Annotated in this window: 23 protein-coding genes and 1 pseudogene; 11 read left to right on the forward strand and 13 right to left on the reverse strand. The window is 54.6% G+C overall.

Annotated features, from left to right (window positions below; all coding sequences use genetic code 11):
* From QOL67_RS10805 to QOL67_RS10845, 9 genes are all read left to right on the forward strand, one after another.
* Nucleotides 1–183: hypothetical protein (locus QOL67_RS10805; protein ID WP_283425982.1), on the forward strand; the 183-nt coding region annotated here is incomplete at its 5' end.
* Nucleotides 184–735: 552 nt separating this feature from the next.
* On the forward strand, nucleotides 736–1,761 hold the full coding sequence (locus QOL67_RS10810) for a LacI family DNA-binding transcriptional regulator (RefSeq protein WP_283425983.1): 1,026 nt from the start codon (nucleotides 736–738) through the stop codon (nucleotides 1,759–1,761).
* 93 nt (nucleotides 1,762–1,854) lie between these two features.
* The gene (locus QOL67_RS10815) at nucleotides 1,855–3,171 is read left to right on the forward strand and encodes an ABC transporter substrate-binding protein (RefSeq protein ID WP_283425984.1); all 1,317 of its coding nucleotides are present in this window, start codon (nucleotides 1,855–1,857) and stop codon (nucleotides 3,169–3,171) included.
* Between the two features lie 110 nt (nucleotides 3,172–3,281).
* Complete coding sequence (locus QOL67_RS10820; RefSeq protein ID WP_283425985.1) at nucleotides 3,282–4,160, forward strand: carbohydrate ABC transporter permease; 879 nt, start codon at nucleotides 3,282–3,284, stop codon at nucleotides 4,158–4,160.
* Between the two features lie 11 nt (nucleotides 4,161–4,171).
* Nucleotides 4,172–5,002 (forward strand): carbohydrate ABC transporter permease, encoded by an 831-nt coding sequence (locus QOL67_RS10825; protein ID WP_283425986.1) that lies wholly within the window; start codon nucleotides 4,172–4,174, stop codon nucleotides 5,000–5,002.
* Nucleotides 5,003–5,014: 12 nt separating this feature from the next.
* Nucleotides 5,015–6,019, forward strand: a complete 1,005-nt coding sequence (locus QOL67_RS10830) for an ABC transporter ATP-binding protein (protein WP_283425987.1) — start codon at nucleotides 5,015–5,017, stop codon at nucleotides 6,017–6,019.
* Entirely contained in the window at nucleotides 6,016–6,789 is a 774-nt protein-coding gene (locus QOL67_RS10835; RefSeq protein WP_283425988.1) for an L-iditol 2-dehydrogenase, read from the forward strand. The genes QOL67_RS10830 and QOL67_RS10835 overlap by 4 nt, the downstream gene beginning before the upstream one ends.
* A complete protein-coding gene (locus QOL67_RS10840) occupies nucleotides 6,789–8,288 on the forward strand; it encodes a mannitol dehydrogenase family protein (RefSeq protein WP_283425989.1) in 1,500 nt (499 codons plus the stop codon). Before QOL67_RS10835 ends, QOL67_RS10840 begins: the two co-directional genes overlap by 1 nt.
* A 33-nt stretch (nucleotides 8,289–8,321) precedes the next feature.
* Complete coding sequence (locus QOL67_RS10845) at nucleotides 8,322–8,969, forward strand: nucleoside/nucleotide kinase family protein (RefSeq protein ID WP_283425990.1); 648 nt, start codon at nucleotides 8,322–8,324, stop codon at nucleotides 8,967–8,969.
* 674 nt (nucleotides 8,970–9,643) lie between these two features.
* On the opposite strand, the pseudogene QOL67_RS22130 reads toward QOL67_RS10845, so the two are convergent.
* The 10 genes and pseudogenes from QOL67_RS22130 to uxaC form a co-directional block, all read right to left on the reverse strand.
* A pseudogene (locus tag QOL67_RS22130) lies at nucleotides 9,644–9,958 on the reverse strand (altronate dehydratase); the annotation flags it as partial.
* A gap of 44 nt (nucleotides 9,959–10,002) precedes the next feature.
* Nucleotides 10,003–11,172 (reverse strand): mannonate dehydratase, encoded by a 1,170-nt coding sequence (gene uxuA / locus QOL67_RS10850; protein ID WP_283425991.1) that lies wholly within the window; start codon nucleotides 11,170–11,172, stop codon nucleotides 10,003–10,005.
* On the reverse strand, nucleotides 11,169–12,596 hold the full coding sequence (locus QOL67_RS10855; protein ID WP_283425992.1) for a mannitol dehydrogenase family protein: 1,428 nt from the start codon (nucleotides 12,594–12,596) through the stop codon (nucleotides 11,169–11,171). Before QOL67_RS10855 ends, uxuA begins: the two co-directional genes overlap by 4 nt.
* Nucleotides 12,574–13,317 (reverse strand): 2-dehydro-3-deoxy-D-gluconate 5-dehydrogenase KduD, encoded by a 744-nt coding sequence (gene kduD / locus QOL67_RS10860; protein WP_283425993.1) that lies wholly within the window; start codon nucleotides 13,315–13,317, stop codon nucleotides 12,574–12,576. Before kduD ends, QOL67_RS10855 begins: the two co-directional genes overlap by 23 nt.
* A complete protein-coding gene (gene kduI, locus QOL67_RS10865) occupies nucleotides 13,314–14,138 on the reverse strand; it encodes a 5-dehydro-4-deoxy-D-glucuronate isomerase (protein WP_283425994.1) in 825 nt (274 codons plus the stop codon). The genes kduD and kduI overlap by 4 nt, the downstream gene beginning before the upstream one ends.
* 16 nt (nucleotides 14,139–14,154) lie before the next feature.
* Complete coding sequence (locus QOL67_RS10870) at nucleotides 14,155–14,460, reverse strand: cupin domain-containing protein (RefSeq protein WP_283425995.1); 306 nt, start codon at nucleotides 14,458–14,460, stop codon at nucleotides 14,155–14,157.
* An 8-nt stretch (nucleotides 14,461–14,468) separates the two neighbouring features.
* Nucleotides 14,469–15,749, reverse strand: coding sequence for a TRAP transporter large permease (locus QOL67_RS10875; RefSeq protein ID WP_283425996.1), 1,281 nt, complete (start codon nucleotides 15,747–15,749; stop codon nucleotides 14,469–14,471).
* A gap of 2 nt (nucleotides 15,750–15,751) precedes the next feature.
* On the reverse strand, nucleotides 15,752–16,261 hold the full coding sequence (locus tag QOL67_RS10880) for a TRAP transporter small permease (RefSeq protein WP_430458953.1): 510 nt from the start codon (nucleotides 16,259–16,261) through the stop codon (nucleotides 15,752–15,754).
* Nucleotides 16,262–16,332: 71 nt separating this feature from the next.
* Complete coding sequence (locus QOL67_RS10885) at nucleotides 16,333–17,316, reverse strand: TRAP transporter substrate-binding protein (protein WP_283425998.1); 984 nt, start codon at nucleotides 17,314–17,316, stop codon at nucleotides 16,333–16,335.
* Between the two features lie 24 nt (nucleotides 17,317–17,340).
* Nucleotides 17,341–18,747 (reverse strand): glucuronate isomerase, encoded by a 1,407-nt coding sequence (gene uxaC, locus QOL67_RS10890; RefSeq protein WP_283425999.1) that lies wholly within the window; start codon nucleotides 18,745–18,747, stop codon nucleotides 17,341–17,343.
* A 153-nt stretch (nucleotides 18,748–18,900) separates the two neighbouring features.
* Here uxaC and QOL67_RS10895 point away from each other — a divergent pair, with 153 nt between their 5' ends.
* Nucleotides 18,901–19,638: a GntR family transcriptional regulator gene (locus QOL67_RS10895; RefSeq protein WP_283426000.1), complete on the forward strand. Its 738-nt coding sequence runs from the start codon at nucleotides 18,901–18,903 to the stop codon at nucleotides 19,636–19,638.
* Nucleotides 19,635–20,540 carry a sugar kinase gene (locus QOL67_RS10900; RefSeq protein WP_283426001.1) on the forward strand — a complete coding sequence of 302 codons (906 nt, stop codon included), beginning with the start codon at nucleotides 19,635–19,637 and terminating at the stop codon, nucleotides 20,538–20,540. The genes QOL67_RS10895 and QOL67_RS10900 overlap by 4 nt, the downstream gene beginning before the upstream one ends.
* A 798-nt stretch (nucleotides 20,541–21,338) precedes the next feature.
* Here the strand turns inward: QOL67_RS10900 and QOL67_RS10905 are convergent.
* The 3 genes from QOL67_RS10905 to QOL67_RS10915 form a co-directional block, all read right to left on the reverse strand.
* On the reverse strand, nucleotides 21,339–21,785 hold the full coding sequence (locus QOL67_RS10905; protein WP_283426002.1) for a hypothetical protein: 447 nt from the start codon (nucleotides 21,783–21,785) through the stop codon (nucleotides 21,339–21,341).
* A 706-nt stretch (nucleotides 21,786–22,491) separates the two neighbouring features.
* Nucleotides 22,492–23,001, reverse strand: coding sequence for a hypothetical protein (locus tag QOL67_RS10910; protein ID WP_283426003.1), 510 nt, complete (start codon nucleotides 22,999–23,001; stop codon nucleotides 22,492–22,494).
* 63 nt (nucleotides 23,002–23,064) lie between these two features.
* Nucleotides 23,065–25,107, reverse strand: a complete 2,043-nt coding sequence (locus QOL67_RS10915) for a hypothetical protein (protein WP_283426004.1) — start codon at nucleotides 25,105–25,107, stop codon at nucleotides 23,065–23,067.
* Nucleotides 25,108–25,526: the final 419 nt, after the last annotated feature.

Consider the following 25,526-nt stretch of genomic DNA (forward strand, 5'->3'; position numbering starts at 1 on the left):
GGGCACGAAAGCGAAAAAATCACCGAGACCCATTATGGAAAACTCCCCGAGGCAGCGCGCTTCGCCCTGTTTGAAGACATTGTGCAGGGCAAGGAAGAAGCAGAGACCACACCGCGCAAACTGACCGACGCGCAGAAGCTTGCGCTGATGAACGAGGTACTGGCGAAGGTTGGCTGGGAATGAGAGGTGTGGTTTTGGACATGGGCTAGATAGCCGATGGTCAGCTTACAGTCGCGCCGAAGCACGACGCTGTGCTTGCTTCCGGGAGCGGACCTACGCGGGATCGTGAGCTCTTCAAATTCTAGTACCAGCCCTTCTACAACATTGGTGCGCAGCGCAGCATGGAGGGCGCCTGAAGCAGGAAGGGCGGGAAGCAGACCTTCGCCGCTCTATCCACCAAGGACCGTTTCGCGCCGCTAACCGGCTCAATGACTTAGTGTACCAACTGTTGCTAACGTCCACCGAGCAAATCATTGATGACTGTCGCTCTTGCGAGAAATAACACATTTTGCTGCAGCCTCCTGAAACCTCAGTACATGCCGAAACTACTATCGGAAACTGAAACTTTTGATTTCAGCACACCATAGTTGTGGTCATCCCCAAAGCAAAAAGGGGGTCATGCCTTGGGGACGCAGGCAAGGAGGAGAAACTTCAAAAAAGTTCTTGACGCGTGTAAAAATTTAACCTCGAATTGTTAAGTTCAAATTTTAACTTCGAACCTTACGGAGCTCTCCAATGACGGGTCAAAAAATTCGGAATATGGAAGAATTTGCCCGTGTGAGCGGCATTTCTCGCCCGACGGTTTCCAAGTATTTCAATGACCCCACTAGCGTACGGGCTAGCACCCGATCGCGCATTGAGGCGGCGATTGAGCAACATGATTACCGCCCCAATATCTACGCGATGAACCAGAACCGAAAACTGACCAAGAATGTTGGGATTGTTGTGCCATTGCTGTCCGATCCCTATTTTGCAGAGATCGCCCGCAACCTGGAACAACGCTGCCTCGCCGACGGATACCGTCCGACGTTGTTCAGTTCGCATGGGGACGCGGCGCTGGAGGTCGAAGTGCTCGACACGCTGCGGGCAATGAAGCCCGCGGGTGTGCTGCTTGCGCCATTGGGTCGCGCGTCAGATTACCGTGCACTAGAGGCCTTTTGCAAAGATGTTCCCACGCTGATTTTTGACAGCAGCGTGCAGGAAATTGGGCTGGGGTTTGTGGGATCGGATAATTTTCAATTCACATCCCATATCACAGACTACTTGTGCCGAACCGGGGAACCGCCCTGTTTTTTTGAAATGAAGACACCGGCCAACCCCAATGCCCATCGCAGGCGGCAAAGTTATGTCGCAGCGATGGAGAGATTTGGATTTGAGCCGGATGTGATCTCTGTTGACGGAGAAGGCTGGGGTTTTGAGGAAATTGGTCGTTTGGGCGGATATGAAGCGATCAAACAAAACCGATTTTCGACCAATACAGTTCTGTGCAGCAATGATCGACTGGCGATTGGATTGCTGACCGCGTGTTACGAACAGGGGGTCAAAGTTGGCAGAGGCAAAGACTGTTCGATTCGGGTAGCGGGGCAAGATGGTCACCCGCATTCGCGATACACGTGCCCACCGCTCACCACCATTTCACATAACTATGATGCTGTTTCTCAAACGGCTGCCGACGCATTGTTTGCCGCCATTGAAGGTCAGGTAACCCCTTGGAAAAGCACACGTTTGGAAGGCAGCTTGATCCTGAGAGATTCCGCGTGACTTCCCAAAAATTTACGCGCGTAAAAATATTATTGACGTCGCGTCGCCCTTGCGACTAGCCTTGGTGGTACATCCAATCAGGGAGGACACCGGATGTCTTTTAAGAGCACACTTTGTGCTGCGACCGCGCTATCGCTGATCACAGCGGGCGGCGCCTTCGCAGACGGCCATGCCAAAACGATCACCATTGCCACCGTGAACAACGGCGACATGATCCGCATGCAGGGCTATACCGACCATTTCACCGAAGCCACCGGCATTTCCGTTGAGTGGGTCACCTTGGAAGAAAACGTTCTTCGCCAACGGGTTACCACCGACATCACCACGAAAGGCGGCGCCTTTGATATCATGACAATTGGCATGTATGAGACGCCGATTTGGGGGGCAAACGGCTGGCTTGTTGCGTTAGACGATCTGTCTGATGACTACGACGTGCAGGATCTATTGCCAGCCATGGCCGGTGGCCTGTCTCATGACGGAAAGCTGTTTGCGGCGCCCTTTTATGGCGAAAGCTCCATGATCATGTATCGCGCTGATCTCATGGAGAAGGCCGGGCTTGAGATGCCGGACGCCCCCACATGGGAGTTCATTGGCCAAGCCGCGGCCGCGATGACGGATCGGGACAATGAAATCAACGGCATCTGCCTGCGCGGCAAAGCAGGCTGGGGAGAAGGCGGCGCGTTTATCACTGCGATGTCCAACTCTTTTGGAGCGCGCTGGTTTGATGAAGATTGGAACGCGCAGTTTGACACGGACGCCTGGGCCAACACGCTAACCTTCTACAAAGACATGATGGATGCTGCGGGGCCCACAGGCTACGCGACCAACGGGTTTAACGAAAACCTGTCGCTGTTCCAGCAGGGCAAATGCGGCATGTGGATTGACGCCACAGTGGCGGCGAGTTTTGTGACCAATCCGAACGACTCGACCGTGGCCGACAAAGTTGGATTTGCCTTGGCGCCGGACACCGGCTTGGGCAAACGCTCCAATTGGCTCTGGGCTTGGGCGTTGGCAATCCCTGCCGGCACACAACAGCAGGCTGAAGCCAAACAGTTCATCGAGTGGGCCACATCCAAAGACTATATCGAGTTGGTTGCAGCCAACGAAGGGTGGGCAAATGTGCCTCCGGGCGCACGGACGTCGCTGTATGAGAACCCAAATTATCAGGCAGTGCCATTTGCCAAGATGACGTTGGATTCCATTCTGAGCGCGGATCCAAATGACTCCACCGTGGACCCCAGCCCGTATGTTGGCATCCAATTTGCGGCCATCCCAGAGTTTGCCGGGATCGCAACGGAAGTCAGCCAAGAGTTCTCTGCCGCATACGCCGGTCAGCAGACCATCGCCGTGGCATTGGAGAAAGCGCAAGCGATCACCAATGAGGCAATGGAAGCCGCCGGGTACCGTTAACTCCCCTGTCGGGAGGCGGCCTTCGGGCTGTCTCCTGACCCCTATTCTGACAATTCCCTCATATTTGTTACGATCCGAGGCGTGTTTCGCCAACAGGAGAGGACCGTCCCATGGCCACCAAAGCTTCCAGATCCGCCGCCCGCATCATGATGGCGCCCGCCGTTGTCCTGCTTTTGGGGTGGATGCTGGTGCCCCTCATCATGACCTTGTGGTTTTCATTTACAAAGTACCTGCCGCTGCGCGGAGACAGTATTGAGCGTGGTCTTGATTGGGTTGGGATTGCCAATTACGCCCGCTTCATTTCGTCGAGCTCCTTTTGGCCCGCAGTACAGACCACGTTGATTATGGTGGGAGGCGTCCTGCTGATCACGGTGGTCTTGGGCATTTTATTGGCGATGTTGCTGGACCAACCGATGTGGGGCCAAGGGGTGGTTCGCATTCTTGTCATTGCGCCGTTTTTTGTAATGCCAACCGTGTCCGCTTTGGTCTGGAAAAACATGTTGATGGACCCGGTCAACGGAATTTTCGCCCATCTGTGGCGCTTTTTCGGAGCAGAGCCCGTGGCCTGGCTGCAAGATGCGTCGCTCAGCTCAATCATTATGATTGTCTCTTGGCAGTGGCTGCCCTTTGCGACGCTGATCCTGTTGACGGCCATTCAATCGCTGGACAGCGAACAGCTTGAGGCCGCGGAAATGGACGGCGCCCCCGTCATAAAACGCTTCTGGTACATTGTGCTGCCGCATCTGGCGCGCGCCATCACCATTGTGATCCTGATCCAAACCATCTTCCTGTTGTCGATCTTTGCCGAAATTTTTGTCACCACCGGCGGCGCCTTTGGCACCCGGACGCTGACATATCTGATCTTCCAGCGGGTCATTGACAGCCAGAACATCGGGCTTGGCTCCGCAGGCGGTGTCTACGCCATCATTCTCGCCAATGTCGTTGCCATCTTCCTGATGCGCATCGTCGGCAAAAACTTGGACGCATAGGAGGCTGAGACATGGCACGCACCGTCACCACACAGCGCAAGATCCTCACCACAGCCGCCGCATGGACCATTTGCTTGATCATCTTCTTTCCAATCTATTGGACCATTTTGACCAGCTTCAAAACCGAGGCACAGGCGATCAACGACCCGCCGCTGTTCTTTGCCTTTGACTGGACTTTAGAGAACTACGCGATCGTTCAGGAGCGCTCTGACTATATGAAATTCCTGCGGAATTCCGTGATCATTGCCGGCGGTTCCACGATCCTAGGCATACTGATTGCCATTCCCGCCGCATGGTCGATGGCCTTTGTGCCTTCAAGACGCACCAAAGATATCCTTTTGTGGATGCTGTCGACCAAGATGCTTCCTGCGGTTGGTGTGCTGTATCCGATTTCGTTGATCTTCGTGCGATTTGACCTTTTGGACACGCGTGGCGGGCTGATGGTGGTCATCATGCTGATCAATCTGCCGATCATCGTCTGGATGCTTTACACCTACTTCAAAGAGATCCCCGGCGAGATTTTGGAAGCCTCGCGCATGGATGGTGCCACGTTGAAAGAAGAGCTGCTGTATGTGCTCACACCCATGGCCATTCCCGGGATCGCCTCCACGCTGTTGCTGAATTTTATTCTCGCTTGGAACGAAGCCTTCTGGACGCTCAACCTCACCGCCGCCAACGCGGCACCGCTTACGGCCTTCATCGCCAGCTACTCCAGCCCCGAAGGCCTGTTCTTCGCAAAACTCAGCGCGGCCTCCACCATGGCCATCGCCCCCATCCTCATTCTCGGCTGGTTCAGCCAAAAACAACTTGTCCGCGGCCTCACCTTTGGCGCCGTGAAGTAAGGAAGCTGTCACATGGGACAAATCCAACTCAAACAAGTCACCAAAAGCTTCGGCTCAACAGAGGTGATCCCGCCCTTAGACCTCACCATCGAGGATGGAGAATTTACAGTCTTTGTCGGCCCCTCCGGCTGCGGAAAATCCACCCTATTGCGGCTGATTGCCGGGCTGGAAGACATCACAACCGGTCATATCGAAATTGATGGCCAAGACGCCACCAGCGTGGTGCCTGCCAAACGTGGCCTTGCCATGGTGTTCCAATCCTACGCGCTTTATCCACATATGAGCGTGCGCAAAAACATTGCTTTCCCATTGCGGATGGCAAAGCTGGACCAAGCCGCCATTGACCAGAAAGTCGAAGCCGCCGCCGCGGTTCTGAACCTCACCGATTATCTGGATCGCCGCCCCGGCCAACTCTCTGGCGGGCAACGCCAACGGGTTGCCATTGGCCGCGCGATTGTGCGGGAACCTTCGGCCTTCCTGTTTGACGAGCCGTTGTCCAATCTGGACGCTGCCTTGCGTGTCGGCATGCGACTGGAAATCAGCGAGCTGCACGAACGGCTGAAAACAACCATGGTCTATGTGACCCATGATCAAGTCGAGGCCATGACCATGGCCGACAAGATTGTGGTGTTGCAGGCCGGTGTGATCGAACAGGTCGGCACGCCGCTGGAACTCTACCGCACCCCTCGCAACATTTTTGTTGCAGGCTTCATCGGCTCACCCAAAATGAACTTTTTGACCGGCGAGGAGGCCGCAAAACACGGTGCCCACACCGTGGGCATACGCCCGGAGCACATTGATGTGGTCGAAAGTGGTGGCGCTTGGCAGGGCACGGTGGGCGTCGCCGAACACCTTGGATCAGATACGTTTTTCCACATTCACAACACCGGGCTGGCCGAAACTCTGACCGTGCGCGCAATTGGGGACGTCAGCCTCAGACATGGCGACACCATCCACCTGTCTCCGCGCGTTGAAGAATTCCACCGTTTTGACGCTGCGGGGCTGCGGATAGCATGAGGCGTTTGTCTGGGAAAACCGCGCTGATCACAGGGGCCGCCCGCGGTATCGGGCTGGCCTTTGCCAAGGCCTATGTCGCCGAAGGCGCGCGGGTTGTGCTCGCCGACATCAATTTTGCGCGCGCAAAGTCGGCGGCATCGGAAATTGGCGAAGCTGCCCGCGCTGTGCAGATGGATGTGACAGACCAGAGCAGTATTGAGGCCGCGATCGCCGCAACGATCGAATCGTTTGGTCAGATCGATGTGTTGATCAACAACGCCGCTCTGTTCACCGCAGCGCCCATCACCGACATAACGCGCCATGACTATGCGCGCGTGTTTGACATCAATATCGCGGGCACATTGTTCACGTTGCAGGCGGTAGCACGCCACATGATTGATCAAGGCGTCAAAGGCCGGATCATCAATATGGCGAGCCAGGCCGGACGACGTGGCGAAGGCCTTGTGGCTGTCTATTGCGCCAGCAAAGCGGCGGTCATTTCCCTCACGCAATCCGCCGGGCTCAACCTGATTGAACATGGCATCAACGTGAATGCCATCGCGCCGGGCGTGGTGGATGGCGAGCATTGGGACGGTGTTGATGCGTTGTTTGCCAAATATGAGGGCAAGGCTCCGGGGCAAAAGAAACGCGAAGTCGCCGCCGCCGTGCCTTTCGGGCGCATGGGCACCGCTGAGGACCTCACCGGCATGGCCGTGTTTCTGGCCAGCGAAGAGGCCGCCTACGTCGTGGCACAGACCTATAACGTTGACGGCGGGAATTGGATGAGCTGATGGCAGATCACACACACCCCAACCCTTTGGTCACACTCTCGGATTCTGCGCTGCCCCGCTTACCAAAAAATGTGAAAGCACCGATCTATGATCGATCCAAGCTGACGCCGGGCATAGTCCATATTGGACTTGGCAACTTCCACCGCGCACATCAAGCGTGGTATTTACACCAACTGATGCAAAAGGGGCTTGCTCATGATTGGGCCATCATCGGCGCAGGAGTTCGCCCCGGTGACGCAGCGATGCGGGAACGTTTGCTGCGCCAGGATTGTCTAACGACATTGGTGGAGCTTGATCCCGATAGAGAAGCGGTGGAAGTCATTGGTCCAATGGTTGATTTTGTGGAAGTGGACAAACACAACGCACCGTTAATCGCCGCGATGTCGGACCCTCAAATACGTATCGTTTCGTTGACCGTAACAGAAGGCGGTTACTACGTGTCAGAGACGGGAGGCTTGGACACGGACCATCCGGATATTCAACACGATGCGAACAACCCGGACCGCCCGATCACCGCGTATGGCGCCATGGTTGCCGCCTACAAGGCGCGCCGAGAATTGGGGGCCGCGCCTTTTGCGGGTCAGAGTTGCGACAATCTCTTGAGAAATGGAGACGTCTTGCGAAATACCGTTGTGGGGTTGGCCCGGCTTTCCGACCCGGAGCTGGCCCAATGGATCGATGAAACTGCTGATTTCCCCAATGCTATGGTGGATTGCATTGTGCCAGCAACCGGCGAAGCGGAATTGGCTCTTGCCCGGAGGCTGGGCATCGATGACACCGCACCGGTCACACACGAGAACTTTCGTCAATGGGTGCTGCAGGATAATTTTTGCGACGGACGCCCGCCTTGGGAACTGGCAGGTGTCACGATCACGAACAACGTCCACGCCCATGAGGCCATGAAGATCCGTGTGCTCAACGGCGGGCATCAGATGCTGGCCAATGTTGGTGAGGTGATGGGTCTTCAGACAATTGCTGACTGTATGGCACAGCCGACCGTGGCCGCGTTTTTTCACAAAGTGCAGACAAACGAGGTACTACCACACGTGCAAGCAGTTCCGGGGCTTTCGCCGAAAGACTATCTCAGCAAGATAGAAAAACGATTTTCCAACCCCAAGATACACGACACAACCCGCCGTGTTGCCTTTGACGGAAGCGCGCGCCATCCAGGGTTCATCTTGCCCACATTGAGTGATGCTCTGCACACCGGGGGAGGCATCGGCGGGCTGGCCCTTGTGGAGGCACTCTGGGCACGGATGTGCGCAGGCACAAACGAAGAAGAGGGTCTCATTGCTGCCAATGATCCCAATTGGACGGTTCTGAACTCAACCGCGCTGCAGGCCAAGAATACCCCCTCGGCGTGGCTCAAAATGACACACATCTACGGAGACCTGGTAGAAAACGCACAGTTTCATTCCGCGTTCTCCCATTGGCTGTCTATGATTTGGAGCTTGGGAGCGGAGGCCGCATTGCGTCACTACATCAATTCGTCGTCCTAAATAGCGCCCTGCCACCAAAAGGAGTGCCGACAAATGTCTGCGCCGCAAACCCGCTTAGTATTGACGGACCTTGCATCCAGAATCGCAAACCAAAAAACCGAGTCCCGTTTGCTTGTGGCAATGGTTGGCGCACCAGGCAGCGGAAAATCTACCATGGCAGATTGCCTACAGGATGAATTGGCGCACACACATCAGTGTCGCACTCAAGTTATTCCGATGGATGGCTTCCACTATGATGACCGTGTGCTCGAACAGCTTGGGCGCCTTGGCCGAAAAGGGGCACCGGATACTTTTGACGTTGTTGGCTTGGATGTGGCATTGCGGCGTGTCAAAAATGCATTCCGATCAGAGGACGTTGCTATTCCGATTTTTGACCGATCATTGGAGATTTCCCGTGCCGGCGCGCGGATAGTTTCTCAAGACACGGAGATTGTCATTGTTGAAGGCAACTACCTTCTTCTGAACCGTCCCCCCTGGGACAAGTTGCGAAGTTATTTTGATTTTACGACTATGATCATCTGCGAAGAGGCCATTTTGAGGAACCGACTGTTAGAGCGATGGTCTGCCTTCGACATTGAAGAAAATGACGCGGTTCGAAAAGTGGATGAAAATGATCTTCCCAACGCCCGGTTGGTCACTTTAGAAAGCCAAGCCCCGCAATTTACACTTATGACGGGCTAGGGAATTTGGTTGTTGTTGGTCGCGAAATCGGAGCGCTATCGGGCCTTTGCACCTCACTTCGCGCCTCTTCTCGCAAAACAATCGAGCAGCGCCATCTGCCCTGGCTGAAAGAGAGCAAAAGAATAACTTGGGCAAAATGAAGTATTGGGTGCACAGAGGTCATTGTTCTCAAAAATGCTGCACAGCTCACCAAAGGCAGCTTTGACGGGCCGTACTGCATCAGTCGCATGTCACACTCAGGGTCAGCTATGGGCCGTTCGCTTGACTTTGCAAAGCTCACTTTCTGCGCAGAGCGGCCATCGAGGTCGAGCCCAGTTTGCGTTTGCTGCCAGCCCAAAGTGACCATGGTCGAACGACAGGGAGGGCAGAGAGAGTAGACGTAAGCTGCCAATGCGGAAAGATGGTTGCCGATTGCGAATAGATGAATGCAAAGCGCACTCATTTCCGTCAATGGCTTCAGCGGCACGCCACCAACCAGCCCAGCTATCCTTAAGGAAATCTAATAAATGTTTAGAATTCCGCGCCACGCAGAAAGCAAAGATTCAGGCACATTTTTGGTCCTGAAGGATCGACAAATAGAAGCAGTCTCCATTGCGACCAGCCCATCGTGGTCTCTAGGTGGAGACACTACGTGACTTGGTGCAGTCTAATATTACGATATGGAATCTGCGCGCTTATTGCCCATCAGCACGTTTGAACCCTTGAAAATCACACGGTATGTAGCTTTCCAACGCTGCACGAGCGGCAACCAAAGCTGACCCGATGTTGTAACCTTTCCCGGGCGTCGCAAAGGTCCAATTGTGGCAATGCACATGGGCGCCTACCGGAATATCTTTCGTGGCACGCCCGATGAATTGCCCAAACTTTACCACAGGCGTGCCCGCTCGCAGGTCAACCCGCGCAATCTTGCGGCCTGCGGGTACAGGCCCAGCAAGTGCCGCACCCAAGCCAAGGGGAGCGTCCCCTGCCAATGCACGTGCGGGTAAAACGGATACGGTATCATAGGATGTAAAATCAACGGTGCAGACATGATTTAACTACTCAAGGCGCGGATGACGCCACGCAACTCTGCCAAGCCCTTCAACCGCCCGATCAGAGGATACCCTGGGATTAGATCGCGTGTCAGGTCTGATAGCATATGGTGGCCGTGATCGGGGCGAAACGGTATGTCATGGTCGCTACGCCCCGCATCTCGGCGGCGCGCCTCTTCTTGCAAAATCACACGGATCAAAGCGACCATGTCGGTATCTCCGTCCAGGTGGGCGGCCTCTTCGAATGAACCATTGGGGTCTTTGCGCACATTGCGCAGGTGCACGAAATGGATGCGATTAGCAATTTTGGCAGCGATTGCAGGCACATCATTAGCCGGGTTGGCCCCGAGCGATCCCGCACACAGGGTCACGCCATTGGCCGGGCTATCATAGGCATTTAGCACCCAATCCAAGTCATCACCATTTGAAACGATCCGGGGCAGTCCAAGGATGTCGCGGGGGGGGTCGTCTTGATGCACGCACAGGCGCATGCCCAGCTCTTCAGCCGTTGGAACAACTTCTTGCAGGAAACGGTGATAACTGGTCCGCAGGGCGGTGCGGTCCATGCCCGCGTAACTATTTAAAGCGTTGCGCAAACCGAGCACATCGTAGCGCTCAAACGCGCCCGGCAGGCCTGCCATGATTGCAGCCAATAGTTTGTCGCGGTCACTTTCAGTTGCGTGCTGGAACCATGCTGCTGCGCGGTGACGCACGTCTTCCCGGTAGTCATCCTCTGCGGCGCGGCGGCCCAGGATATTGATCTCAAACGCGGCCATTTTCACTGCATCAAAACGCAGGCATGTGGCACCATTGGAAACAGGTGATACCAAATCAGTGCGCGTCCAATCCAGCAGCGGCATAAAGTTGTAGCAAATAGTATTGATGCCTTCAGCAGCGAGATTGGCCATGGATTGGCGGTAATTGGCAAACAGCGGCGCTAAATCACCTTCTCCGCGCTTAATGCGTTCATGGATCGGCAGGCTTTCGACGACGTTCCACTCAAAACCAGCGTTTTGTATATGCCCCTTGCGCGCAGAAATCGCGTCGGCTGGCCAGACCTCGCCATATGGAATGTCGTGCAGCGCAGTGACGATACCACGGGCACCAGTCTGGGCCACCTCACCCAGTGTGATAGAGTCAAATTCACCGTACCACCGCCAGCTTTCGATCATGTCGTCACCTCTTGTGCTGATTGACGAGCACCCGCAGCCCAGAGCCGCTGTGCTGCTTGGGTAACGGGTTCCGCTAATTGGCCCGCAAGGTCTTCATCAAAAATCTCTCGCACCGACAGCATGGCCGTTACAATATCAGCCGGCGCTTCATGGGGCGCCGTTATACAGCACAATTGCTCGGCCAACGGGTCGCGAACATCAATCTGCTGCCCTGTCTCATCGGTACCGCTAACGTAGCGCATCCATGCCGCCACTGCGAGGTACAGGCCCGGTGAAGGGCGGCCTGCTGCAATGTTCTCGCGCAGGGTGCCAAGCAACCGTTGTGGCAATTTCTGGCTGCCATCCATGGCAATTTGCCACGTCCGGTGCCGAATGGCGGGGTTGGCGTAGCGCTCATATAACGCATCAGCGTAGGCATCAAGGTTGACGCCGTCAGGAGGCGTCACAGCGGGCATGATCTCTGCCCAGAGCGCGCGCGTATAGGTGGCGAAAACTGGATCTAAGATAGTCTGATCAATCGTTTTATGGCCTGCCAAATAACCTGTATAGGCAAGAGCAGAATGTGTCCCATTCAACATCCTGAGTTTCATATACTCGTGGGCTGTGACATCGGCGACCATTTCGGCACCCGCCGCCGCCAGATCTGGGCGTTTGCCCCCTACAAAGTCATCTACGATTGCCCATTGGGAAAACGGCTCGTGCATCACCGGGGCTGCATCGGGTACCCCGGTGAGGGTCTCGACACGGGCGATATCGTCTTGCGTGGTGGCAGGCGTTATGCGGTCCACCATGGTGCAGGGGAAACGACCCTCAGCTTCAATCCAGTCAGCCAAGTCTGGATCAATCCGGCGTGCCATATCCAAAACCACGCCGCGAACGACACGTCCGTTTTCAGGCAGATTATCGCAGCTCAGCACTGTAAACGGAGCGATGCCCGCCGCTCGTCGCATTTGCAATGCACGCACCAGAAAACCGACAGCTGAGACCGGCAAGTCATGAGTCAAATCATGGTGCACATCAGGATGATCTGGATTTAACATCCCAGTTGCCGGATTGTGGCAATAGCCTTTTTCTGTGACTGTCAGCGACACGATTTTGACTGCCGGATCAATCATAGCAGCCAGCACGGCCATGGGGTTTTCTGGGGCAACCAAGACATCGTTGAGAACATCGATCTGGCGCGACACAACGTCGTTTTCTGCCAACGAAACTGCTGTATAATTCCAGTCCTGAGGGCGCAGAGCGTCGCGCGTATTTGGACTGCGAAGCGAGACGCCAACAATGCCCCAATCGCCACCGGACGCAGCCATGGCATCAGCCACATATACGCAGCCAAAGGCCCGGAAAAACGCACCTAAACCCAGATGTACAATTCCGGTTGCAGGACTTAGTTTCAAAGCTTTATCGGGCAAGCCAGCCTCCATCTACGTTTAATACTGCACCATGCACATAGGCGGCAGCTGGCGTGCAGAGATAAACCGCAGCACCCGCAATATCCGACGGGTTCCCCCAGTGTCCGGCGGGAATTCGGTCAAGAATGGATTGATTGCGAGCCGGATCGGCGCGCAGGGCTTGTGTGTTGTTGGTCTCGATATAACCCGGGGCTACAGCGTTCACATTGATGCCCTGTGCAGCCCATTCATTGGCCAACAGTTTGGTCAGTCCTGCCACACCGTGTTTGGACGCCGTGTAGGATGGCACGCGGATACCGCCCTGAAACGATAGTAAGGATGCGATATTCACAACTGCACCCTGCCCGCCGCGCGTCAGTACTGCCTTGGCAAAGGCCTGCGTAGTAAAGAACAGCGCCTTCAGGTTTACATCCATGACTGCGTCCCAGTCGTCTTCGGTGAACTCCACCGCATCATTGCGCCGGATGATGCCTGCATTGTTGATCAGAATGTCGATGTCTTGGTCTCCGAACAGGGTTTGCCCGGCCATTGGGTCACTGAAATCCGCGCTCAGGTTTGTGGCCTCGCCACCAAGCTTTTCAATTTCGAGCAAGGTCTCGTCAGATGGTCGGCGGCCAGCGCAGATGACGTAGGCACCAGCTTGTGCAAGACCAATGGCAATCGCTTGTCCGATACCTGTGTTGGCCCCTGTCACCAGGGCGCGACGCCCTGCAAGAGAGAACGAATTGTTCACCGTAGATCCCCCATGGCAACCATATCCATGTCTGTGAAATCAACATTATCGCCGGCCATCGCCCAACAGAATGTATAAGCCCCAGTGCCTGCCCCGCAATGCACTGACCACGGCGGTGAAATCACAGCTTCTTCGTTGGCCATTACAATATGGCGGGTTTGGTCAGGCTCGCCCATGATGTGGAAAACCCGCTGATCCGCGCCTACATCAAAATACAGATACGCTTCCATTCGGCGATCGTGCAGGTGGGCGGGCATTGTGTTCCACACGGATCCTTCGGCAAACTGAGTGTAACCCATTACCAGCTGACAAGTCTCGGCAACTTCGGGATGCAAAAACTGCAAAATAACGCGCTCATTCGCTGTTTCGCGGGCGCCCATTTCAACCCGGCGCGCATCGGTCAGCCTGATCAGCCTGGTGGGGCAGCTGCGATGTGCTGGCGCGGACAACAGATAGAAGCGGCCAGTCCCGGAAAAGCTCACCGGGCCAGCGCCCATGCTGACATACAGCACTTCTCCGCGCTTAAGCGTGTGGTTTTCACCGTCCACACTAACGGTACCGGTGTCGCCCACATTCAAGACACCGAGTTCGCGCCGCTCTAAGAAAGACGCGGTACCCGTTTCTGGCATGTGATCCAGCGTCAACGTAGCGTTTCCGGGCACAGCAGATCCCAAAATCAACCGGTCATAGTGACTGTAAACAAGGTTGATTTCACCCTCGGCGAACAATCCGCCAACATGGAAATGATCCCTGAGCTGATCCGTGTCCAGCGTCTTTGCGGTGGCTGGGTCAATGGCATAGCGAGTTTGGCTTTTCAGCATGGTTATGTCTTTCAAATCAGAGGAAATCAGCGCGGCGCGGCGTGAATGTGTCAATCAGGGTGCCGGCCTCAAGACAGACGCACCCATGGCGGGCTTGGGACGGGATTATCAAACTGTCGCCAGCTCCCAAATCGTGTTCAGTCCCACCAATCGAAAAGGCAAAACGCCCGGATTTTACATAGGTTGCCTGCACATGTGGATGGCTGTGCAATTTGCCTTCGGCACCGGCCTCAAACCGAAATGCGACCAACATTAGATCAGCGTTTTCTGCCAAAACCTGACGCGTCACGCCGGGATCAGTCGGGACAATTGGATTTTTCATACCAGACCTCAGTGAAACAGCGACGGCAGCCAAAGCGACAGCGCCGGAATGTAGGTGACAAGCATCAGGGTTCCAAAGGCTGCTCCGTAAAACGGCCAGATCGACCGCACCGAATCCCAGACTGGAATTCGGCCCACAGCACAGCCAACAAACAGCACCGCTCCGACGGGGGGCGTGCAGAGACCGATACCGAGGTTGAGGATCAAAATGACGCCGAAATGCACAGGATCGACACCAAAGGCGGTTGCTACTGGCAAAAAGATGGGCGTGGTGATCACGATCAGCGGCGACATGTCCATAAAGGTACCCAGCAACAGCAGCACCACGTTGAGCAGCAGAAGGATGATGATCGGATTGTCAGATACCCCTTGCAGCAGTGCGACCATTGACGCCGGCACTTTTGTATAGGCCAGTAACCAGCCAAAAGATGCTGCGCAGCCTATGACCAGCAACACCATTGCAGTGGTGCGCACAGCCGCCAATGTTGCTTCTACAAAATCATGCCAGCTCAGACTGCGGTACACAAAGAACGTCACCAGCAAGGCGTAAACGACTGCGATGTTAGACGATTCCGAGGCGGTAAAAATGCCCGATCGCACACCGCCAAAGATTATCGCCACAAGCACCAAACCCGGCGCCGCTGAGACAAACAACGTGCCGATCATGCGAAACCCCTGGAACGGTTGCACCGGATAGCCCTTGCGCTTGGCCACCCACCATGCCGCAACCATCAGCGTCAACGCCAGCAGGAAGCCAGGCACAATGCCGGCCGTGAACAGATCAGCGATCGAGATCCGCCCTCCCGCAGCAATGGAATAAATGATCATGTTGTGCGACGGCGGCAGCATCAGGGCAATGATCGCGCTGACAACAGTGATATTGACCGCATAGTCAACGTCATATCCACGCTCTTTCATTTGGGGCACCATCAGACCACCCACCGCGCTTGCATCGGCTGCGGCTGATCCAGACACGCCGCCAAACATCACTGATGACAGCACATTGACTTGGCCCAAGCCGCCACGAAGATGGCCTACAAAGGCGCCGGCCAAGGCCACCAGACGACGGGCGATATCGCCGCGCACCATCAAGTCACCCGCGAAAATAAAGAAGGGGATTGCCATTAGTGCAAAGACCGACACGCCGGAATTCAAGCGCTGGAAAACCACCACTGGCGGCAGGCCCAGATAGGCGATGGTGGCAAAGCTGGATACGCCCAAACAAAAGGCTACAGGAGTACCAATTAGAAGCAGAAATACAAAAGTACCAAAGAGGACATACAGTTCCATTGTTAGTGCTCCACCGCGTCTTCGCCAAATCGGGCGGTTGGTAATCCGGCAGCCCGGCGAGCCACCCGCTCAAGAGAGAACAGGACCACCAGGACCCCACCTGCGACCAACGGGGCAAAATCAAAGGCACCGGAAATTCCAAGGCTCGGCAACATGTTTGCGGCGGTTTTGGCTGCCAGTTTCCAGCCAAACCAAACCATGCCGACACCAAATCCGGCCACTGCCAGATCAGAGATTGAATAGAGTACAAGCTTGACCCTATCGGGCACAAGATAAAGCATCACATCAAACGACAGATGATATCCTTCGCGGATGCCAACTGCGGCCCCCAAAAAAATGAACCAGCCCATAATCATCACCGAGGCGGGTTCGGTCCAGACGATGCTGTCATTTAAGATATAGCGCCAGAAGACCTGTGCTGCGATCAGAGCAGTCATTGCGACCAGCCCCGCGCCTGCCACCCATAACGCCACACGGGCCAGCAGACCGGTTGTGAGGGCCACTGATTTCATAGTGTTTTTCACGCGTACATCCTTGCTCGAACTTAATGAGGCCTGCTCTAAAAGGAGCAGGCCAAATTACCTTAGTTGGTGGCTTGAATGTCAGCGACCATTTGCTGAAGAACCGTCGAAGTGACGTATTTTTCATAGACAGGAACCATCGCTTCGATGAACGGGGTCTTGTCGATGTCAGTGATGATTTGGACGCCAGCCTCGCGCACGCGGGCCTCTGAAGTCTGTTCGCGTGCAATCCAAAGATCGCGCATTACCGGGACGGAATCGCGCGCTGCCTGACGAACCATCGCCTGATCTTCGGCACTTAGTTTGTCAAACGACGACTTTGCCATCACCAGTACTTCTGGTACGATTAGGTGCTGATCAAGTGTGTAATATTTGGCGACCTCAAAGTGCCCTGAGCTGTCATAGGACGGCCAGTTGTTTTCGGCGCCGTCGATAACACCTGTCTGGATGGACGAATAGACTTCGCCATAGGGCATTGGTGTCGCATTGGCACCTAGTGCGCTGACCATGTCGACAAACATGTCCGACTGCATCACGCGGAACTTCATGCCAGCCAGATCATCGATCGAGGCAATCGGCTTTTCTGAGTTATAGAAGCTGCGCGAGCCACCGTCATAAAACGCCAAGCCCACCAGGTCATGATCGCTGAACGCGTCCAGAATTTGCTGGCCAACAGGGCCGTCCATAACCTTGTTCATGTGCCCTACCGACCGGAAGATATAGGGCAGCGACGGCACTTGGGTTTCTTCGATGATGTTGTTGAACGGTCCCAACGAGACGCGGTTCATGTCGATCACACCAAACTGGGTTTGCTCAATGGTGTCTTTTTCCTCACCCAACTGGGCAGAGTGGAAAACTTCTATGCACAGCCGACCGTCCGAGCGCTCTTTCAGCATCTCACCCATGGCATTTACTGCCGCAACAGTGGGATACCCATCCGGATGGGTATCTGACGAGCGCAGCGTGATCTCGCAAGATGCTGCAGCAGCAGAGGCCAGCGCAACACTGGCCAGCAAAGCCGCCCCAATAGTTTTTACGTAAGTCATAGTTTTCCTCCCTGGAAATGGCTCTCAGAGCCGGTAGGCTTGTTTGGCAAGCCGATAAGCAAGGTCATGTGCGACCTCGAATGCCTCATCCTCATGCAATCGCCCGGTGGCGACCAATGTGGCGAGAAAGGAGCAATCCACACGGCGAGCCACATCATGGCGGGCCGGGATCGAGCAAAAGGCGCGGGTGTCGTCATTAAAGCCGACGGTATTGTAAAATCCTGCGGTTTCGGTCGCCATTTCACGGAACCGGAGCATGCCCTCATAACTGTCATGGAACCACCAAGGCGGCCCCAGTTTCAGCGCGGGGTAAACCCCGGCGAGCGGTGCCAGTTCACGCGAATAACTTGTCTCGTCCATCGTAAACACGATGATTGTCAGATCAGATCGCCCGCCAACTGCGTTCAAAAGTGGACGCAGAGCAGTGACGTAGTCGGTGCGCATCGGGATATCGCAACCCTTGTCACGTCCGAACATTGCTGTGATATCTGCCGAGTGATTGCGAAATGAACCTGGGTGAATTTGCAAAACCAGCCCATCATCCAGGCTCATCCGCGCCATTTCGGTCAGCATATGGCCGCGAAAACGATCCGCTTCGTCCGCGCTGCATTTGCCTTGCAGGGCTTTGGAAAACAAGGCAGCGGCCTCAGCTTGTGGTAAATCTTCTGTGCGTGCGGACAGGTGACCGTGATCGCTGGATGTGGCGCCGAACGTCTTGAAGAATGCGCGCCGCTTACGATGTGCAGCGAGGTAGCCAGTCCACGCAGTGGTATCTTCACCCGTCATTTCACCCATGATCTGAACGTTGCGGGCAAAACCTTCAAATTCAGGATCAACAACTGCATCCGGGCGATAAGCGGTAATAACCTTGCCGTCCCAGCCGCTATCACGGATCATTTTGTGCCAACGTAGGTCGTCTATCGCGCTTTCGGTCGTAGAAATTGCCTCAATATTGAAGCGCTTAAACAATGCACGTGGACGAAACGCGTCTTGTTTCAAACAGTCGGCAATCTGGTCATAGATCATATCCGCTGTTTCTATAGACAAGCGCGCGGTTACGCCGAACACCTCTTGAAAGGCATGATCGATCCAGAGACGCGAGGGCGTTCCACGGAAAAGATGAAAGTTTTCGGCGAACAGTCGCCAAATTTTTCGTTTATCCTGTTCGGTTTCGCCACCGTCAGCTCTTGGCACACCTAGCGCGCTCAGGCCGACTCCCTGGGAATGCAACATCCGGAAGACATAGTGATCTGGCGTCACAAACAAGTCAGTGGGATTGGTGAAGTTCCGATTTTCAGCAAACCAGCGCGGGTCGGTGTGACCGTGAGGGCTGACAATAGGTAGCTGCTTTATACTCTGGTAGAGAATACGTGCCAAATCCCGCACTGATGGATCTGTTGGAAATAATCGATTTTCATCCAGCAAAGCCATCTGTTCCCCCTCCTCTATACATGCCTTGAACACCACTCTGGTCTGGCCAATCAACTGATATCCTAGGATCACAGAATCGCCATGTCAACTAATAACCCAGTTGCGACTTCGCAAAAAAGATGTCATGTCATGTGAGAAAGAGGAACATTGGGAATGAAAAAATCCGTGGCAAATGCACCTAAGAAACACGATGAAGACTTGCCTCTTCCGGTCATTCAGCAAGCCACGACGCCAAGCGTTGCTGACCAAATCTTTGATGCACTAAGTCAACGAATTTTATCATTAAAGCTCCCTCCGAGTACTAAAATTTCCGAGGCTGAGGTCGCCAAGCAAATGGGTGTCTCGCGCCAACCAGTACGCGAAGCATTCAAGCGTCTTGCAAAGCTAGGCTTTTTGTACATTCGCCCCCAGAGCAGTACGACAGTAAGCTTGATTTCAGAAAATGCTGTCTTGCGTGCGCGGTTTATTCGCACTGCGCTTGAGGTGAAAACCTCCCGCACAGCTGCTGACACATTGGATTCAGGCGGGCTTGCGGCACTTGCGGCGCTAATCGAGGATCAAAAAGCGGCGATCGCCGCCAAAGACCGAGAAAAGTTCCACGCTCTGGACGATGCGTTTCATCGTGAAATATGTGTGCAATCTGGCGTCGGATATGTTTGGAATTTGATCCATGAAAACAAGGCCCATATGGACCGTGTTCGGATGCTAACATTGGATTCGGCTTCACAGCATTTGGCGCTTGATGATCATATTAGGATATTTAGCGCCCTAACGTCGCACGATGCTAATGCTGTTGAGCTGGCGATGACAGACCACTTGTCACGTATCTTGATCCACATAGAGGCGATCAAGGCCGACAACCACAATTGGTTCACCGAGGACACCCAATGACCCGTATCGTCGCGATTGGCGAATGCATGGTTGAGTTGGCCCCAACAGGGCCAACTGCTGAGTACCGTATGGGGTTTGCGGGCGATACCTTGAACACATCTTGGTACCTCCGCCAGCTATTGGGGCCAGAAGATCAGGTAGACTATTTTACCGCCCTCGGCGCAGACACACTGTCCGACCAGATGATGTATTTTTTGACGCAATCAAGTATTGGAACGGATCATATCATCAGACGCGGTGATCTGACTGTTGGGCTGTATATGATCCAGTTGGCCGAGGGCGAGCGCAGTTTCAACTATTGGCGTGGACAAAGTGCCGCCCGCACACTTGCGCAAGACGCCGCCACCTTGACCCAAGCCATGATAGGTGCGGATATTGCCTATTTCTCGGGAATTACCCTCGCCATCCTACCGCCTCAGGATCGCGAGCGATTGCTAGACGTATTGCGACAGTTTCGCACCAACGGTGGGTCCGTGGTTTTCGACCCCAACCTTCGTCGGCGGCTCTGGGATTCCGCTGGTGAGATGACATCAGCAGTAATGGCGGCTGGCGCAGTCAGTGACATCGTGCTGCCATCACATGAGGATGAAAAAAGTTGGTTTGGAGACACCAGCCCCAACGCCACCGCACAGCGCTATGCCGAACAAGGCGCGGATATTGTTGTTGTCAAGAACGGACCCGGCCAAATTGTAACGATAACCAATGGGGAGCTCAGCATGCACACCCCTGTAAACGTTGCCGATATTGTAGACACCACGGCCGCGGGAGATTCGTTCAACGCGGGCTTTATCGCCAGCAGAATGCAAGGGCACAACCTTGCTGAGGCGATCACCGCTGCCAGTACACTTGCAGCCCAGGTAATCCAATTCCGCGGTGCGCTAATACAGCTGCCCTCATCCTGATACATCGATGAACGTCCGCTATAATAGAATAGTCCGCGTCCATGAGACGTTCTGCAACGCGGCTTTTCCACCGATTTTTGTTTTCATAGTTGTGGTGTTGCTTACTCACTAAGTAGCTCGCACTCCGGCCCTTCGGTTCTGCGTTCGAGCTACGCGTTTCGCCAGGGGCATCCCCCTGGACCCTGGCCGCCTGCGGCGGCCTTGGGAGACGTCCAACTCTCCCAAACCCTCACGGGGCTTTCAGCCCGAGAAAGGGAGGTTTCGCCCACCCCTTTCAGCCCCACTCGCAGGGGCGTCGTTCGCCACTCCCCCTGCACCCGCTGGCAGCCTATCCAGCTTGGACCAATGAGAGGACTTCCCTCTCTGGACACTCTAAGGCAAGGACCACTCGCCGTCTGTCCCTGCACCCTGTCCGGCGCCCCCGACAGAAAGCGCGAGACCAACATCACTCTTGTTCGACGCTCAGCCACTTTAGTGGGTGATGCGGCTAACCGCTGAGCCCTTATTACCGTATGCTGCGCCAGTCACGAGCGGCAGCAATGCGCAGGAAGCGGAATTTGCAAAGCTCACCTTTCAGCCTTGCCCCGCTGCATTCGACTGCTGCGTTGCCACAGGAGAAGCGGTCGTTGATGGGAGGTGCGGCGAACTGTTGGGTGCAGAGGCCAGCTGAGCGGGACCTTTCAGACCTTCGCTACAAGAGCGTAAATGTCAGGTTCGGCGAACGGTCAACAAATGGGCGCTTTTGAAATCAGCCTATTATTCAGTTTGAGGCGGGATACTCCTGATCCGAAATGACAGTTAAGGTTGTGCAACCAGCGCGGCCGCGATGTTTCCGAGAGAAGTGTTAAAAAACCAATCTCGGTGCAGTAATTCACCATTTACGATGTAGAGATTTTCTACTTCATAAAACTGATACGTCCCGTCCTCATCAGGAATACGAACTCGGCTGGCTACCCCGGTTTCGGCGGCCTCCGCGCCGCTCACGTCAAACAGCTTAAAGTAATCCTCATTGGAGGTCAGCGCCGCTTGCCTTAAGATTGCAACCACCTCTTCTTCTTCGGTGATCCTCTCATCGACAAAATAGCAGCCAGCTTCCACCCCGCCGACCGTGACCGCCGTGCCAGCAGCAACAAACAATGTAATTGGCGCAGTAAGGACGGCCAGCACACTTGCCGCAAATCCACTCCCTCCGATGATACCTACGGTCCCAGCTCCTGAAGCCCCGGCAAGCGTCGAACCCAACATCACTGATCCGCCGGCTGCGTGTGGAAAGAAATAAAGCCCCCCTAAAGCCATTGTAGCGGGGCCAACGGATGCCCCGGTACCACCAGCGGCGACAACTGCAGTTGCGGCTGTGGGGCTGGCCAACTGGCTGAGCCGATAGTCACAAACCCCGGAAAATGCGCTCGTAACCCAAACAAGCGAAAGGACAGTGCTAAGATTTAAACTTCTAATCACTGGCCCAGCCTCGCTTAAAAATCATTCCCGATACTCTTCGTCCTACGAGACCAGTAGATCAAGCACTTTAGCTCGCGTCGCTGGGCGAGTGTACCCGCTCAGGCCCCAACCAGACTATTAACTGCTCCAGTAGACTCCACCAGAACCCCTCGTTTTGGGCGCGGCCTCAAACCAATTCAATTTACGCTGCCAAAAACCCCATTCAAAACCTCGGTTGTTGTCGAAGGTTCTTGACTGCGTGACGATAACAGGCATTCGTGGAGATGCAGAATATCGATAATCTGGGTTCCAAGTCGCCTTGCGGCAGTGCGGCCCAGATTCCGGGCCTCAGCGTCCTTGGAGGTGGGCTCCGAGGACCGTTGTCAGCCCTGAGCAGTCATGACAGCTCATCCACTCGTCTGGAGAGCGGACCTTTGCCGCAACGCATTCCAGCGCGGGAAGCATTGAGAAATACTACCAAGCATTTTTCAACACTTCTTGGGTAATTTCTTCATCAATAGAAGTGGTCGCGCAACATCCCGATGATAGCCGCTGCAACCAAGACCGCTGCAGCGGTCAGAAAAACTAGAACCGGGGTCTTAACCATCCCCAGATCCAGTAGCTTGTCGAATTTTTTTCGTGTGTCGGCCTCGGGTTTGGTTGTGTCGACGGGGTCCTGCGGGTCAACAAAAGGATGGGTCCAGTGCCTAATTATCGACAACAGGTTGGTCAGTCCGCCGATACCGACAAACAGCCCGATCACCACATAGCTGAACAGGCTGGGAAATCTGTCATGCCACAAAAACAGATAGATTAGCCCGACGCTGACAATGGCCCAGACCCAGAAATACAAGCCAATGAACCCCACCGCATCGATCTTTAACTCCTCACCACAACTAACGCATTTATAGCGCCGATCAGTGCGGTAGGCGTATTCTTCCAGTGGCATCGGAGCCATTATCCCTTCGGCGCAATTGCTGCATTTCCGGCTTGGGGTCGGCGGCGCGGTTTCAACATTGCTCACGAGGTGCTCCTTTGGTCTTTTGGGGCTGGTTTCGGCAGAAAATGGCGCGTGGCAGTTGTGGTCTCACGGGGTCGAGCATGGCGATTTTTTGCGCAAGTAGCCAAAATTGGAGCAGACGTTCTCCCAATCGGCGTGGTAGCCCTTGCGCTTGGAATGGCTGGTTAGGTTGCCGCGGCGGTCCCATGTTTTTTTTGTGAATTCACTTAGCAAAGACCTGCGACCACCATTGGAATAGTAAAGTGCATAATCGTCTCCACCTACCCGGTTTGCTGTTTCCTCTGCAATCAGCACACAGCTGTCTTTGATAAACTCCAATTTATCATACGTTTCATAGCCATCGTAGGGGAGGCCGTATTTCACCAAACGGATGATGTCATATTCGACGTTGTCTTCAGTATAGGTGACATTGCCGACACCTTCGCTGACGTAGTCGTTCTTTTGATAACCAACTTCGAATTCGTCACCCAAAACCGGAACTCCACAAATCTCACCTTCAATGCCGGCTTCATAGGCATTGCTGGACCCATTTTGAGGGGGTGACAAGTCTGCGGTATTCGAGCCCCCGGTTGTACGGTCATAAGTGAGGCTGGAGTCACCTTCGACAGCCTCAAAGACATCGGTGGTTTGGCCCCAGCTGTCATCGCCTTCGCCGCTGTCGCCTTCTTCGATGCTGATCACCTCAAAGAAGCTTTCCGCCTGATAGTCCTCAATCTGCTCGTAGCTGGCACCAACATCGGTCATCACCTCGACAAACACGCTGGCCCGGCGCGCTGCTGTGGCGGCGCGTTCGACCTTGGCTGCGGCAATGGCTTCGGGATCATAGATCAGATCCTGCGAGAGGACTTTGTAGCGTTGTTGCCAAACCAGGGTGGCAAATTCATTGACACCGGCAACTTGGCCCCGCACCACCAACCCCAGAAGACGTTGATGATGAACGCCTTCTTCTTTTACTCGGATGCGAAAAGCGGTGTAATCATCGTTGGTCCATTCAAAGCCGCGTTTGTCACCAACAAAGGGGGGCTCGGACATTTCGAATCCCGAAGGGTAGGTAACAGTGCCATAGAGCATATCGCCAGCATCAACTTTACGGACCATTTCAACTTGCATCTGGCTCGAGAGGCCATCGGTGATTTTGACAGTTTTCTCCCAGATCGCAGTACGCCCCAATCCATCGGTCACTTCCAACACCATGGTGTCACGCAGACCAGCCACGTCGACCGGGGGTTCCAAGGTCAAAGAAAACAGGGGGTCACCAAGGTTCCAGGTCGACGTCCCCTCATTGGTAATCGTCATTCCGGGAAGCTCACTCATCAGGTGTGCGTTAATCGGGGGCACGGCCCAATCCGACATATAGGCGGCAAACCGGGTTTGGTGGGCACTTTGCTTATCCACATAGGCTGGGATCGATCCAGGCACTTCAGTGGTTACCGAAAGAGGCGCATCAATGACGCTAAAGGCAAATCGTTGCAGGTCTTCTTCAACATCTTCACCATCCTCCCGCCGAAAAATGCCGAGCAATATGTGATAGTCGCCGGGCAACAGATGCGCTGTAGGCAGTTGAAAGTGACCGCTGGTGTTGCGTCGACCAGTCTCGGTTGTATAGGAATCAAAATTCACCGGAGCTTTCAGGTAGGCCACTTTGGGCCAGTCTTCGTAGCTGGTGCCTTTCCATTTAAGGTATAGGTTGTCAGTGCCATCCAATTCCAACAATACATCTTCAGACAGACTATTTTTGGCATTGTTCTGGGCGCTATATAGACGGGTGCGCCGTTTCCATTTGATGTGTTTGGGCCGCTCCAGCTCGATCCAAATCCGCAGCTCGGCGCCTTGGGGAATGCGCGCACCGGATTGAACCTCATAGGGTCGTATAAAATCCGCATCGTTCAAATCGGGGTAGTTGTCGGCAACCAAACTGCTGCTGAAGGTGACTTGCAACGGTGCCAGGGAGATCAGATCGCTGGGCGAAGTATCGTCTTCGGCTTCCAGTTCGAATTCATTGTCGAGAATTATGTCATCAAACAGTTCATCGCTCTGCGCCATGACCACCGCGCTGTTGCATGCCAGAAGCGCTGTCAGCGCAACAGCCTTCATCGTCGTTTTAAACAAATGCCTAAACCCCCGTGTCATCGCTATCCACGGTTGAGCGTTTTTAAGAAAACAACAAGCGTCAGAACACCCTTGCTATGACTTTTCCGACAACTGCGGCAAAATCACCAGTCCTTGCATAGATCATTGGAGCTAATGCAGGCTGCCCAACACGCGATCGTTATGTGGGTGTATACAACCCGATCCAAGTTTAACGATTGGCAAAGTCACGCAGAAAACGACGAGTACTTGCGACTTAACTGAAAGGCGGCTTTGGAAATTTCAATAATTTTGCAAACCTCGCTTTCTGCGCATTGCCGCTCTTAGTGATTGACGCAGCGAGTGGGGTCCACTCTGGCAGGGTCTGAATGGCCGCTTTAGCCAGGTCGAAGCTTTACCTTCGCAACCGCAGAGAAAGGCAACTCTCCCACCATTGTGTT

It is taken from the genome of Shimia sagamensis, assembly GCF_900182745.1.
Taxonomy (GTDB): domain Bacteria; phylum Pseudomonadota; class Alphaproteobacteria; order Rhodobacterales; family Rhodobacteraceae; genus Shimia; species Shimia sagamensis.